Source organism: Aeromonas sanarellii, from assembly GCF_000820085.1.
Lineage (GTDB): Bacteria > Pseudomonadota > Gammaproteobacteria > Enterobacterales > Aeromonadaceae > Aeromonas > Aeromonas sanarellii.
The window spans coordinates 1-13954 of the sequence record NZ_CDBN01000023.1 but is presented as its reverse complement, the minus strand read 5'-3'; the positions used below and the strand labels follow the sequence as shown (position 1 = coordinate 13954).

The 13954-nt window shown below is 63.3% G+C and carries 12 protein-coding genes; 2 read left to right on the top strand and 10 right to left on the bottom strand.

The window, feature by feature from the left end:
• Positions 1-3 precede the first annotated feature (3 nt).
• The 3 genes from BN1132_RS05270 to ppnP all read right to left on the bottom strand — a co-directional run bounded on the left by BN1132_RS05270 (position 4) and on the right by ppnP (position 3483).
• Positions 4-1374: an L-serine ammonia-lyase gene (locus tag BN1132_RS05270; RefSeq protein WP_042075674.1), complete on the bottom strand. Its 1371-nt coding sequence runs from the start codon at positions 1372-1374 to the stop codon at positions 4-6.
• Positions 1375-1658: 284 nt separating this feature from the next.
• On the bottom strand, positions 1659-3041 hold the full coding sequence (locus BN1132_RS05265) for an L-serine ammonia-lyase (RefSeq protein WP_042075672.1): 1383 nt from the start codon (positions 3039-3041) through the stop codon (positions 1659-1661).
• A 157-nt stretch (positions 3042-3198) separates the two neighbouring features.
• Positions 3199-3483, bottom strand: a complete 285-nt coding sequence (ppnP, locus tag BN1132_RS05260) for a pyrimidine/purine nucleoside phosphorylase (protein ID WP_042075670.1) — start codon at positions 3481-3483, stop codon at positions 3199-3201.
• 269 nt (positions 3484-3752) lie between these two features.
• Here ppnP and BN1132_RS05255 point away from each other — a divergent pair, with 269 nt between their 5' ends.
• Positions 3753-4997 (top strand): dicarboxylate/amino acid:cation symporter, encoded by a 1245-nt coding sequence (locus tag BN1132_RS05255; RefSeq protein WP_042075668.1) that lies wholly within the window; start codon positions 3753-3755, stop codon positions 4995-4997.
• 94 nt (positions 4998-5091) lie between these two features.
• Here the strand turns inward: BN1132_RS05255 and BN1132_RS05250 are convergent, their stop codons facing one another.
• Entirely contained in the window at positions 5092-5490 is a 399-nt protein-coding gene (locus tag BN1132_RS05250) for a MerR family transcriptional regulator (RefSeq protein ID WP_042075666.1), read from the bottom strand.
• A 132-nt stretch (positions 5491-5622) separates the two neighbouring features.
• Here BN1132_RS05250 and BN1132_RS05245 point away from each other — a divergent pair, with 132 nt between their 5' ends.
• Positions 5623-6786, top strand: coding sequence for a thiolase family protein (locus BN1132_RS05245; protein WP_042075665.1), 1164 nt, complete (start codon positions 5623-5625; stop codon positions 6784-6786).
• Positions 6787-6882: 96 nt separating this feature from the next.
• Here BN1132_RS05245 and BN1132_RS05240 read toward each other — a convergent pair whose 3' ends face one another.
• The 6 genes from BN1132_RS05240 to BN1132_RS05215 all read right to left on the bottom strand — a co-directional run.
• Positions 6883-8103, bottom strand: coding sequence for an EAL and HDOD domain-containing protein (locus tag BN1132_RS05240; RefSeq protein ID WP_042075663.1), 1221 nt, complete (start codon positions 8101-8103; stop codon positions 6883-6885).
• 115 nt (positions 8104-8218) lie between these two features.
• On the bottom strand, positions 8219-9475 hold the full coding sequence (locus BN1132_RS05235; protein ID WP_042075661.1) for an outer membrane protein transport protein: 1257 nt from the start codon (positions 9473-9475) through the stop codon (positions 8219-8221).
• 251 nt (positions 9476-9726) lie between these two features.
• Complete coding sequence (locus tag BN1132_RS05230; protein ID WP_042075658.1) at positions 9727-10998, bottom strand: outer membrane protein transport protein; 1272 nt, start codon at positions 10996-10998, stop codon at positions 9727-9729.
• Between the two features lie 407 nt (positions 10999-11405).
• Positions 11406-12149, bottom strand: a complete 744-nt coding sequence (locus tag BN1132_RS05225; protein ID WP_042075656.1) for a DUF3379 domain-containing protein — start codon at positions 12147-12149, stop codon at positions 11406-11408.
• Positions 12142-12732 carry a sigma-70 family RNA polymerase sigma factor gene (locus BN1132_RS05220; protein ID WP_084202601.1) on the bottom strand — a complete coding sequence of 197 codons (591 nt, stop codon included), beginning with the start codon at positions 12730-12732 and terminating at the stop codon, positions 12142-12144. Before BN1132_RS05220 ends, BN1132_RS05225 begins: the two co-directional genes overlap by 8 nt.
• A 39-nt stretch (positions 12733-12771) precedes the next feature.
• Positions 12772-13954 (bottom strand): BatD family protein (locus tag BN1132_RS05215; RefSeq protein ID WP_042075652.1); only part of this gene is annotated, 1183 nt, incomplete at its 5' end.

Genomic DNA, 13954 nt, shown 5'->3' with positions numbered 1-13954 from the left:
GATTTAGTCACAGGCAACCTGCATCACCTTGATGGCCAGGCCACCGCGGGAAGTCTCGCGGTACTTGGAGTCCATGTCCTTGCCGGTGATGTACATGGTCTCGATCACCTTGTCGAGGGACACCCGCGGCTTGGAGGTGCGGCGCAGGGCCATGCGGGAGGCGTTGACGGCCTTCATGGCGGCGATGGCGTTGCGTTCGATGCAGGGTACCTGTACCTGGCCGGCGACCGGGTCGCAGGTCAGCCCCAGGTTGTGCTCCATGCCGATCTCGGCCGCTTCGCAGACGTGCTCCGGGCTGCCGCCCATCAGTTCGGTCAGACCGGCGGCGGCCATGGAGCAGGAGACGCCGACCTCGCCCTGGCAGCCCACTTCGGCGCCGGAGATGGAGGCGTTCATCTTGTAGAGCATGCCGACGGCGGCGGCGGCCAGATAGAAGCGGGTGTACTCGTCACGGCCCACCGGCTGGATGAACTTGTCATAGTAGGCCAGCACGGCCGGGATGATGCCGGCGGCGCCGTTGGTCGGCGCGGTGACGACGCGGCCACCGGCGGCGTTCTCCTCGCTCACCGCCAGGGCGAACATGTTGACCCAGTCCACGATGTTCATGGGATCGTTGGAGAGGTTCTCGTTGGTGGTCAGCTGGCGATAGAGCGGTGCGGCACGGCGCGGTACCCGCAGCGGGCCGGAGAGCACGCCCTCGGTACGGCAGCCGCGCTCGATCCCTTCACGCATGGTGGTCCAGATCTTGCCGAGCTTCTTGTAGATCTCTTCCGGGGTGTTGAAGCACTTCTCGTTCTCCATCATCAGGGCGGAGATGGAGAGGCCGCTCTGGCCGCAATGGGCGAGCAGTTCGGCCGCGCTCTTGAACGGGTAGCTGACGGCCATGTCGCCGCTGTCACCCTTGCCGAAGTTCTCTTCGTCGACGATGAAGCCGCCACCGATGGAGTAGTAGGTCTTGCTGTAGATGGCCTCGTCTTCGATGAAGGCGGTCAGCTTCATGCCGTTCTCGTGCAGGGGCAGGGCCTCGTCATGGAACACCATGGCCCCCTTCGGGAAGCTGACGGTGTGGCAGTGCAGGCCGATGGGCAGACGCCCGGTCTGCTCGACCCGGGAGATGAACTCGGGAATGGCGTCGATATCGACGTTTTCCGGCAGGTTGCCCGCCAGGCCCATGATGATGGCGGTATCCGTGTGGTGGCCCTTGCCGGTCCAGGAGAGGGAGCCGTAGACATCGACCTGGATCCGGGTGATGTCACGGATCTTGCCGCCAGCACGCAGTTCATCCACGAACTGTTTGGCAGCCTTCATGGGGCCGACAGTGTGGGAAGAGGAGGGGCCAACACCGATTTTGAAAATATCAAAAACGCTGATCATGTAACAATTACCTCAGGGTAGAAGGGGGCGCCATGCCCGCTCGCAGAAAGGGGATCCATGGGACGGGTCTGTCGTCACAAAGGCCAGGGAACCGGATAACCACAGTGTAACGGCTCTATGCCTAAAAAAAGTTGAAACAGATCTATTTTTGTTGAATTCGCGGCGCGAGTATAAAATTTATTTTGATGGTTATCCATTTTGTTAAGCGCCATGCAAACGTTTTGCAAAAAAATACCCGGCAAGGCCGGGTAGTTGAGTGTCGTATGTGGCTGGTTTACGGCGCATTAACATTCGGTGATGTTGACGGCGAGGCCGCCACGGGCGGTTTCCTTGTATTTGGTCTTCATGTCGTTGCCGGTCTCCCACATGGTTCTGATCACCTTGTCCAGGGACACCTTGTGTTCGCCTGTGCCGCGCAGGGCGAGCCGGGCGGCATTGATCGCCTTGACCGCCCCCATGGCGTTGCGCTCGATGCAGGGCACCTGCACCAGGCCGCCGATGGGATCGCACGTCAAACCTAAGTTGTGCTCCATGCCGATCTCGGCGGCATTTTCGACGATGGCGGGGCTGGCCCCCAGCAGCTCGGCCAGGGCGCCGGCGGCCATGGAGCAGGCGACGCCCACCTCGCCCTGGCAGCCCACCTCCGCCCCCGACAGGGAGGCGTTCTTCTTGTAGAGGATGCCGATGGCGGCGGCGGTGAGGAAGTACTGCATCAGCAGATCGTCATCCACCTTGCGCACGAAGCGATCATAGTAGTGCAGCACGGCGGGGATGATGCCGGCGGCGCCGTTGGTGGGGGCCGTCACCACCCGGCCGCCGGCGGCGTTCTCCTCGTTGACGGCCAGGGCAAACAGGTCCACCCACTCCATCACCATCAGGGGATCCTTGTTGAAGCTGGTCTCGCCACAGAGCTGGCGATAGAGGGCGGGGGCCCGGCGCTTCACCTTGAGGCCGCCGGGCAGCACCCCCTCGCTCCTGCAACCGCGCTCGACACAGCTCTGCATCGCCTGCCAGATCTTGCGCAGGCCCGCCTTTATCTCCGCCTCGCTGCGAAACACCTTCTCGTTGGCCAGCATCAACCCCGAGATGGAGAGGCCGCTCTCCTGACACTGGGCCAGCAGCTCGGCACCGCTCTCGAACGGGTAGGGGATGGGGTGGGCGGCATCGAAGCGGGCGGCCTCTTCCCGGGCATTGGCGAAGTGGCTCTCCTCGATGATGAAGCCGCCGCCGATGGAGTAGTAGGTCTGCTCGAAGATCAGGGTCTCGCCGTCGAAGGCACGCAACGTCATGCCGTTGGAGTGGGCGGGCAGGGTCTTGCGCCGGTTGAAGAGGATGGCGCCGACCCGGGGAAACTGGCTCGGCTGTTCCCCCCCGAGGTGCAGGCTCTGGCTGTGCTCCACCTGGTCGAGGAAGGCGGGAATGGCTTCGATATCCACGGACTCGGGTTCAAAACCCGCCAGCCCCAGGATGATGGCCTTGCCGGTGCCGTGCCCCTTGCCGGTCTGACCCAGTGAGCCGTAACACTCGGTGACGACGCGCCCGGTACGGGAGAGGAGTGCGTTCTGCTTGAGGGCGTGGACGAAGGCGAAGGCGGCCCGCATCGGCCCCACGGTATGGGAGGAGGAGGGGCCTATCCCGATGGAAAACAGGTCGAAGACACTGATCATGACGTACTCCAATTATGGATTTCGTCTAAACATTGTAAATTTTTTGTAGTCGTTGAAAAGGGGGGAAAGGGCGGGGTGTGATGGCGGTGCGAAAATGGGGTCAGGGTGAAGAGCGCCATGAGAGCCGATCCGGCATCCCACGGCGCCCGTGACGCCATCAGTCGAGGAACTCGCACAGATAGGCGGTGGCGATCTTCACTTCCAGCTTGAACGAGGAGTGACCGGCCACGTCGAAGGACTCGCCCTGATGGTAGGTGTGCCACTCATCCTCGTCGGCCAGCTGGATGGTGAGGGCGCCCTTGATCACCGTCATGCGTTCCGGGGCGGCGGTGTTGAACAGGTACTCACCCGCTTCCATCACACCGACCGTGGCCTTCTCGCCTTTTTGCTCGAAACCGATAGATTTAACATTTCCGTCAAAATACTCGTTAACTTTCAGCATCTTTTCTTCCCTGTATGCACGTTTGCAAGGTCAACGTAGCACACTGTTTTGGTCTTTGTCATGGTGAAATAGGTGAAAACCGATGAGGTTCCTATGAGGCCCCGTTTTTTCGGAGATATGAAAAATTCGATCCGTTCAGGAATCGGGATGTTAAACGGCATGCAAATATGAGATAAAGCGCACCGCCAGAGCAATGGAGAGGATTTGACGCTCTGGGTGGTCATTTACGCTGCAAAAGTGTGAGTAATTGCTAAATAAAGGAACATTCTGTGTTAACGAAAGGATTAATCAAAAATATCGGCTTCCAGGTCGTGGTTGCCATGGTGCTGGGTGCGCTGGCGGGGGCGCTCATGGGAGAGCAGGCCACGGTGTTTGCGCCGCTCGGCACCCTGTTTATCCAGTTGATCAAGATGCTGGTGATCCCGCTGGTGGCGGTCGCCATCCTGTCCGGTGCCGCCAACCTGGGCGCGAGCCCCGCCGCGGGCAAGATAGGGGTGACCACGCTCGCCTTCTTCCTCATTACCTCAGCCCTGGCGGTGTTCCTGGCCCTGGTGATGGGGCAGATCTTCAAGCCCGGCGTCGGCGTGGACTTCGGCTCCACCGCGGCCATGTTCTCCGGTGACTACGCCGACAAGGGCGAACTGCCCGATGCGATCGCCACCCTGCTCGGCATGATCCCGACCAACGTGTTCAGCGCCCTGAACGAGGCGAACATCCTGCAGATCCTGGTGTTCTGCATGTTCCTCGGCATCGCCCTGGCCAAGCAGCCCCGCGAGCGCGCCAAGCCGCTGGTGGACGGGCTCAACACCCTGGTGGACGCCTTCGTCTGGATGATCAACAAGGTGATGCTGATTGCCCCCATCGGGGTATTCGGCCTGATGGCCGACGCCATCGGCACCTATGGCTTCGACGTGCTGACCCTGGTGCTCAAGCTGTTCGTGGTCTATGTCGCCGCCATCCTGATCTTCGGCTTCGTGGTCTATCCGCTGCTCATCGCGTTCTTCTCCAACACGCCGGTACGCAAGTACTTCTCGGCGATGAAGAAGCCGCAGATCGTGGCCTTCTCCACCGCCTCGTCCATGGCGACCCTGCCGGTCAACATGGAGACCTGCGAGCGCGATCTGAAGGTGACCAACGCCACCGCGTCCTTCGTGCTGCCGCTCGGCGCCACCATCAACATGAGCGGCAATGCCATCTATTACGGCCTGGTCGCCATCTTCTTCGCCCAGGTCTACAACATCGATCTCTCCATGGGAGCCTGGGCGGCGATCATCGTCACCTCCACCCTGGGTGCCATCGGTCAGGCCGGCGTGCCGGGCCCGAGCTTCCTGGTGGTCGCCGTGCTGCTGGCGGCCGGGATCCCCATCGAGGGTCTGCCGCTGCTGTTCGCGCTGGATCGCCTGTTCGACATGATCCGGACCGCGCTGAACATCACCGGCGATGCGGCCTGCGCCATCATCGTCGATCGCTACAGCCCGGATTACGATCCGGATCGCTGGAGCAAGGAGGCCTGATACCGGGCCAGGCGTGATAAACAGAAGAGGGAGGCCAAGTGCCTCCCTCTTCTTTTCCCCGTGTTCTCCGTCAGCCCGGGCGAACGCCCCGAGTTCAGGCGCCCAGCTGGGCCAGGGCCTGTCGGCAGCGCTGCTCGGCCGCCTCCAGCTCCAGCAGCACCATCTGAATGTCTTCGAGCTGCTGCTGCAGCGTCTCCCGCTTGTCGGCCACCAGTCCCAGCATGGTCTGCAACTGGGAGCGGCTGCTCTTGTCCGCGTCGTAGAGATCGAACAGCTCGCGAATGTCCGCCAGGCTGAAGCCCAGCCGCTTGCCGCGCAGGGTCAGCTTGAGGCGTACCCTGTCCTGACGGCTGTAGATCCGGGTCTGCCCCTGGCGGGTCGGGTTCAGCAACCCCTGATCCTCGTAGAAGCGGATGCTGCGGGTGGTCACATCGAACTCGCGGGCCAGTTCGCTGATGCTGAAGGTACGGCTCTCATCCTTGGATTTGGTCATAGGGTTGTTTTGGCTGTCATCTGATTGTCAATGCAGGCTGGCACCTTACCCAAACGTCAACTTCCCCGCAAGTCTTGTTCCGGTGACGGCGGCGGCATATGTTATCCCAATGTAACAAGGAGAGTGCTATCGATGGATATCGTGATTGTTGCGGCCAAACGTACCCCTATGGGGGCTTTTCAGGGGGCCCTGAGCGGTCTGACGGCTCCCGAGCTCGGCGACTGCGCCATCCGCGCTGCGCTGACGGCGGCGGGCATTGATGGGGAGCGGGTCGATGAGGTCTACTTCGGCAACGTGCTGAGTGCCGGGGTCGGGCAGGCCCCGGCCCGCCAGGCGGCGCTCAAGGCCGGGCTGCCGGACAGCGTTCCCTGCACCACCCTGAACAAGGTGTGCGGCTCCGGCATGAAGGCGGTGATGCTGGCGGCGGGCAGCCTGCGCCTGGGGGAAGCCGAGGTGGTGGTGGCGGGGGGCATGGAGAGCATGAGCCGGGCCCCCTATCTGCTGGACAAGGCGCGCAGCGGTTATCGCATGGGCCATTCGACCGTGCTGGATCACATGTTCCTCGACGGCTTGCAGGATGCCTACGAGGGGCAGCTGATGGGGCACTATGCCCAGCTCTGCGCGGACCGGGCCGGGTTGACCCGGGCCGACATGGATGCCTTCGCCATCGCCTCCCTGGAGCGGGCCCTGGCGGCGCAGCAGAGTGGCGCCTTCCAGGCAGAGCTGGCGCCCGTGATGGCCGCTGATGCTCTGCTGCTGGCCGATGACGAGCAACCGGGCAAGGCCAGGCCCGACAAGATACCGACCCTGAAACCGGCCTTCAGCAAGACCGGCACCATCACGGCGGCCAACGCCAGCTCCATCTCGGACGGGGCGGCGGCGCTGGTGCTGATGCGGGCCGAGACCGCCGAGCGCCTGGGGTTGTCCGTGCTTGCCAGGGTGGTGGGCTACCAGAGCCATGCCGCCCTGCCGGCTGAGTTTACCAGCGCCCCCGTCGGCGCCATCGAAAAGCTGCTGGCCCGGGTGGGCTGGTCGGTGGAGGAAGTGGATCTGTTCGAGGTGAACGAGGCCTTCGCCATGGTAAGCATGCTGGCCATGGCGGGCTGCGGTATCCCCCATCACAAGCTGAATGTGAATGGCGGGGCCTGCGCGCTGGGGCATCCCCTCGGGGCCAGCGGCGCCCGCATCCTGGTGACCCTGGTTCACGCCCTGCGCACGCGCGGGCTCAAGCGGGGGGTGGCGAGTCTGTGCATCGGGGGCGGGGAGGCGACCGCCATGGCCATCGAGCTGGGCTGACGCCAGACAACGGACTCGGGCACTATGGTCCTGCACGATGAAATGACAACGTCCCTCCATGAGGGACGTTGTCATTTAGAGGTGAGGGAGAGGGGTCTATTCCACCCCCATGGCCTGGAGCTGCTGATCGACCCAGGCGGTGGCGGTCAGATAGAGGTGGCTGACCTTCTCCTCGTTGAGGCCGAGGCGGGCAGTGCTGGCGGCGATCCGCTGCCAGTTGGCCTTCTCGTACTCTTCACAGAATGCGAGGTAGAAGCCCAGAGTGCCCGTGCGCGCCAGCAGGGCGGCGCGAATGTCGTCGGTCAGGGGGATGGTGCCGAGCAGTTGCTCCAGCGGTTGACCCATCAGCACGTCCAAGAGGGAGAAGAGCCCGGTGATGAAGGCCTGCTGTGCCTGCTGGGCGGGGCCATGGGTCTGTGCCAGCAGCTCGCAGAACCGGGCCCGGATGAGGGACATCTGGTAGAGCTCGGCACTCTTGTCGTGACCGGCGCTGGTGGCTGCGATGAGGGCCACGAATCGCTTCAGCTGGGCGTGGCCCAGGGAGCTGGCGGCCTGGCGAAAGGAGGCGATGGGCTGGGGAAAGCGCTTGAGGTGGTTGACGTAGCGCAGCAGCTTGAGGGAGAGGGAGAGATCCTGATTGAGCAGCCGCTCTATCCTGTCCAGATCCGGCTCGGGCTGGTTGACTACCTCCAGCAACTGCATCACCACCAGCTGGGCCGGCGGCATGGCAGGCTGCTGCACTATCTGGGGAAGGCTGAAGAAGAAGCCCTGGAACAGGGTGACGCCGAGCCGCTTCATCTGCTCAAACTCGGCCTGATCCTCCACCTTCTCGGCGAGATAGGTGAGGGGCAGGTGGCGATGGCTCGCCATGAACCGCTCAATGCTGGGGAGCGGCGTGCTGCGCAGATCGAACTTGATGATGTGGATATAGGGAAGGAACCTGTCCCACTCCGCGACCAGGGTGAAGTCGTCCAGCGCCAGCCGATAGCCCATCTCGTAGAGCTGGATCACCTTGGCCAGCAGGGCGTCATCGGGCTCGGCGTCTTCCAGTATCTCGATGACGACCTTGTCATGGGGAAGGCATTCGGCCAGGCCGTCCAGCAGCAGGGAGTGGGGAAAGTTGATGAAGCAGGGGTGGCCCCCCAGCAGGTGATCGATGTTCTGCTGCAGAAACTGTTCGGCCACCAGTCGGGAGGTGGCCTGCTGTGCCGAGACGGGGGGAAACACGTTGTCCAGGCTGTCGCGAAACAGCAGCTCATAGGCTTGGGTTCTCAACTCCCGATCCAGAATGGGCTGCCTTGCTACATAGGAATACATGCATCTCTCCACCATGGGTGCAGGCTTGATTCTATGGTGAAGCGGATCACTATGCCAGTGTCGAGCGGGTCGAGACGGTCAACAACTGGCAGAGTGTTGCACGGAGGATTTGGGGTCAGAAGAGGTAGTTGAGCTGCAGGCCGGCCAGCCAGGCGTCCCCTTCCGAAGTGCCCTGGAAGGTGGAGGTGGTTTGCGCTATGCCGGGCTTGAGCTGCAGGGTCTCGCTCACGTCCACCTTCTTGCCGTCGATCAGGGTCAGGCCGACGTCCAGCGACAGATTGCGATCTATCTGGTAACCCACCCCGGCGCTGTACCAGATCCGGTCCGAGTCGGGGATGGAGATGGTGCGGCGATCGGCGGGCACCGGGCTGCGATCATAGGCAAGGCCGGAGCGCAGCTGCCACTGGGGCGCCAGCTGGTAGGTCAGGCCAAGGGCGTAGCGCCAGCTGTCTTCCCAGTGCTCGTCCTTGATATGCATGGTGCCATAGTGATCGAGCTCGGATTCGAGCTGCACGAACTTGCTCCAGTTGGTCCAGTTGATGCTCGAGTGCAGCGCCAGGGACGGGGTCAGCTGATGGAACAGGGCCAGCTCGGCGGTGGCGGGCAGGGGCAGATCCAGGCTGCCGGTGTCGGTGAAGGTGCGACCCTGCAGATCCGTGCCGACGGCGTCGCCTGAGAGGGTCAGGTTCACGTCGTGGCGATAGGAGAGACCGATGCGGGTGGCCTGTGACAGCTCAAGCAGGGTGCCCAGGTGCCAGCCGAGGGCCCAGCCGTCCCCCTTGAGGTGCTTGGCTATCTTGTTGTTGGAGGGGAAGGTGCCGCCCACTTCCCCCTCCCCATGGATGGCGGAGAGGCCGGCCCCGAGGCTCCAGCTGTCGTTGATGCGGTAGGCCAGGGAGGCCCCCAGATCCACCGTCTTGATGTCGGAAACATTGCCGAAGTGGCCGGCGTTGTAGTTATCCGGCATCTGGATGCCGAGGCCGTAGTAGGAGGTTGCCGCCAGACCCAGCCACCACTGTTCATTCAGGGGAAGGATGAGGTAGGCGTTGGGGACCCAGGCATTGTCCGCGATGTCGTGGGCGCTGGCGTCGAGGGCCACCGGCCCCGTGGCGGTGGGGACCCGGGTCACTCCCTCGATGTTGACGTCGGGCTGAATATGGATGACGCCACCGGAGAAGGCGGTGCGATCGAAGCGGGTCATGGCGGCGGCGTTGCGGGCGAGCACGCTGGCATTGTCGGCGATGGCGGCTTCGCCTGCGAAGGCACGCCCCAGGCCGGTAGCGGACTGCTCCGCCAACTGGAAGCCGGCGCCCTGGGCATGGCCAGACAACAGCAGCAGGGCGATGAGAGAGGGTTTGATGGTCGGATGCATGGTTTGTCCTCGGAGTGAACTGGACGTTCATTCTGTTATTCGGTTGGGTCCGGGATTTTATATGGTACGACCAGTAAGGCAACGGGCGGCGGGGCCAGGGGAGCAAAACGGGATTAAATGCTGGCAGGCATGGCTATAACAGATTGATAAAAAACGAAAAGAGAACAGCTGTTTGCTACATGTGTGCGCCGAAACAGGGCCCTGGTATAAAAAAAGAGCGCCCTGGGGCGCTCTTTTTGATGGCGATGAAATCAGAACTTCATGTTGAACTGGGCGGAGGCCAGGAAGGCGTTGCCGTGGGAGGTGCCTTTCCAGCGCAGGGCGTCGCCGTGGCTGCGCAGGCCTTCGTTCACGTCCACTTCCTTGCCGTCCAGGTAGGCCATGCCGAGATCGACGCTCATGTCCTGATCGATGTGGTAGGTGGCACCGGCGCTGTACCAGACGCGGTCGGAGTCGGGGATGCTCAGGCTGCGGTATTCCGGCTCGATGGGGCTGTTGTCATAGGCGAAGCCGATGCGGGCTTCCCAGGACGGGTTGACGTACCAGGTGCCGCCCAAGGCGTAGCGGGCGGAATCCTTGAACTTCTCGTCCTTTTGCAGGCAGACACCGCCGGCACAGTTGCTGCTGGTGGCCTTGAGCTCCTGGAAGGCGCTCCAGTCGGTCCAGTTCACTGAGTAGTGCACCGCGAACTGCTGGTTCAGACGGTGGTAACCGGCGAACTCGGCCTGGGCCGGCAGATCCAGCTTCAGGTTGCCGTCGACGACGCGGTTGCCGGAGGTGGCGCCCTGGAAGTCGCCGTCAAAGCTCAAGTCCACCTGGGAGCGGTAGGTCAGGGCGAGGCGGTGGTTTTCGTTGATCTCGTACAGGGTGCCGACGTTCCAGCCAAAGCCCCAGGTGTCGCCCTTCAGGTGCGCCAGGCGGGTATCGGAGTTGGCACCCGGGATGGCGGCAGCCAGCGCACCGGCATAGCGGTTCAGCTCGGCCTGGGCATAGACGGCGTTGATACCGGCGCCGACGCTGAAGTTGGAGTTGATGCGATAGGCGATGTTGGGGTTGATGTTCAGGGTGACCAGCTCGGTGTCACCGGCACCGGCACCGGCCGCGAAGGTCTTGGAGTACTCGGTGGAGAGGCCGTAGTTGGAGAACAGGCCGATGCCCCAGGCCCACTGATCATTCAGGGGCTGGATGAAGTAGCTGGCCGGCACGAAGGCATCGGGGGCGATGTCGCTCTCGCTGGACGGTGCCAGCTTGGTCGGACCGGCATAGATGTCGCCTGCCACGTCCACGTCGGGCTTGATATAGGTGCCGGAGACAGACAGAGCCATCTTGTCAAAGGTGGTCATGGCTGCCGGGTTGCGGGACAGCACGGCTGCATTGTCGGCGATGGCGGCTTCACCGGCATAGGCACGGCCCAGACCGGAGGCCGAGTGCTCGTTCAGCTGGAACGCGGCGGCGAAGGTCTGGGTGCTGGCCAGGGTCATGGCCGTAGCGATCAGGCTTTTCTTGAAAAAGGCAGTCGTCATAGTGTTCTCTCTTTGTAGCAGATTTTCTGTCGAAATCGCGGCTCTTTGGCCGCTGTAGGCGACAAGATCTGTTGTTATGTCAGCTTCTTCCCATACATTTCTGGCGTGATTCTATGGATCTGGTAGGAGGTAAGAAATCAGACCAGTGACAGCAGAATACATAAAAGTTTCCATTGTGTTAATCATTTGTTTGAATTTGCCGTTTTATTGGTCTGTTTTATCCATTATTGGATAAATAAGAAACAAAGGGTTTCGTTCGTGTCATTCAAAATAAATGGCAAAAATGTGATGTCAGAGAGGCAAGAAGCGGGAACGTGCGGGGATTCTGAGATGAACAGGCAGACATTGAGGGCGTCTGCCTGTGTTTTTGCGTGGCACCGGTTCCGGTCAGCCAGGGTTAAGATCTGTTAAATGGACCACTGCAGGCGGGACTCGATCTGCCGGGCGACGGGGGCGAGCGGCTCCTGCATGTCGCCGATCAGCACCATGTTGGCCCCCTTGAGCGGCAGTATCTCCCCCTTGAGCCGACCATCGGCAAAATCGGGCTGGATCGCCAGTGGCAGGTGCTTGGGCACCAGGAACAGGGTGACAGGCCCCATCTTGCCCTGGATCACCATGTGCAGGGCCGGCCCCTGATAAAAGGCACAGTGATTGATATAGGTCACCGTCATGCCCTGCATGTCCGTCAGGGTGGCGCCATACTTTTCCATCTTGGCGTTGATGGTCTGCAGGCTCACCTTCTCGTCCACATCGTGGATGAAGGGCTCCTCGCCGTAGACGTGAGCCATGGCGACCTGGGCCAGCGAGAAGGGTTCGGAGGCCGGGGGCCAGCTGATCCAGCGGGTGCTCATACCGAGCAGGAAGGCGACCGAGGCCGCGATGGCGACGGGGCGCCAGGTGCGGCGCGGGGCCGCAGGGGTGAGGGGGATCACGACCTCGTCGCTGGCCTCCACCGCCTGCCTGAGCAGGATCCGGTCGGCGAGCCCGGCCGGGACTTCCACCTCCAGGGTGCGGCGCAGTTGCCGGTCGAGCTGCTTCATCTCCTCCAGGTGCTTGCGATTGGCAGGGGAGGTCTCTGCGGCCTCCAGAAAGGCGGGATCCCTGTCCGAGGGATGGGTGATGGCCCGGCGGCGAAATTCAAGCTCATCCATTGGTATGTCCTCTCTGTTGCTGCGCAGACTCCATGGCCTCTTTGATCTGGTTGCGGGCCCGAAACAGCCGCGTCATGACGGTGTTCTTGTTCAGGCCGAGTTGCTCGGCGATCTCCTCGCCACTGAATCCTCCCAGCATCTGCAGCAGCAGGGGCTCCCGATACTCGGCGGGCAGGCGGGCGATGTGGCGCCTCAGCCACTCGTGCTCCATCTCCTGCTCGTTGTGCAGGGCGGCCTGATCGCGCTGGGGATGCTCGTCGAGATCGACGAGATCGAACTGCTTGCGCTCGAAACGACGGGCATTCTCCCGCCGCAAGATGGTGATGAGCCACGCCTTGGCGGCCTTGTCATCCTGCAGGGTGTCGATCCCCTTCCAGGCGCGCAGGAAGGTCTCCTGCACCAGATCCTCGGCGATTTGCGGATCCCGGCACAGCCAGTAGGCGTAGCGGTAGATGTCCCCGTGCAGGGCGTGCACCAGGGCCTCGTATTTGGTTTGTCTGTCTGCCATCTCCTGATAGACCGGGTTGGCCGAGGGATCCTTTCCCGTTCCCGCCTTCTTTTTTCTAAAAAAACCTAACGCCATGAAGGGATGTCCTTTTGCATGAGTGGCTCCCGGCAGGCGTCAGGAACGTCGCCAGGCCAGCTTGCCAAGAGCATAGGCTATCGCAAAGGTCTCCCGGGTGCACAGCTCCCGGGCCAGCGCCTGCCAGTGCAGCGTGTCGCCGACGGCCTGAGGCGGGCCGAAACAGGCCCGATCCAGCCCGTCAAGCAGGGGGTCCATGACGGGGTCCCGGTGACAGGGCAGGCTGGCCAGGTGCCGGCAGGGGGTACCCCAGCGCAGCGCCGCCCAGGCCAGCAGGGCCCGTCTGGCCGCGTCCGGCGCGCGGGCGGCGAGGGCGCGCTGCAGGCGATAGAAGGCGAGCCAGCGTGGCCAGCGCCGCCACCAGGCGCGCAGCAAGATCGCCATCACCACCCAGTAGAGGCTCTGAGTACCCGGCGGCGGAGCGGCGGCCTCGCCTGCGCCGGCCTCGAACACCAGGATCTGTGCGGGCAGTTGGGCCTCCTCGATGCGCCCGCTCCGGGTGTTGAACCAGCGCAGGGTCTGCGCCGGCAACGCATAGGAACCCGCCGCCCCTGCGGTCAGGGCCTGGCGCCACTGGCGCTCGAAGCGCAGCACCCCTTCGGCCACGAAGCGCTCCTGCTGCTGCTCGCCGTCCGGCTGCATGGAGAGGCCGGCGGGCAGAGGCGGTGCCGGGAGCGGGGACAGGCGGCTGCCGTCCCCTCCCTCCATCACCAGGGTGAGGGTGCGGATCACGGGCTCGCCGACCCGGGCCCGGGGCGGACTGAGCTGCTGGCGCAGTACCAGACTGCTTGCCACCGGCTCCAGCGGCGCCTTGTCCACCTTGACGAAGAGGGTGGTCGCCCTGGCGGACAGCCGCTCCTCCGTCCCCGTCGGCGCGGCGGCATCCGGCAGCCGCCCCTCCAGGCGGGGGGATTCGATGGCGTGCAGTCCAGGCTCCCTGGCCTGCAGCAGCCACTTGCGGGTCAGGCGCCCGGGCATGCCGGGGCTCGCGGGGGACTCCCAGCGATCGTCGCCGAGGCGGCGGATGGTGAAGGCGGGGGCGGCGGGCTCGCCGAGATGGGGGGCCTCCAGGTTGGCCGGCAGCCACAGGCTCAACTGATAGATGAAGGGCTGGCCCGGGTAGAGGGGGCCCTGGGGCAGCACCTGGGCCTGCAGCTCGACGGGTGAGACGAGCTGCGCGGGGAGGGGCACCAGGGTGCCGGCTGCCCGGGGTGCCGTCAGG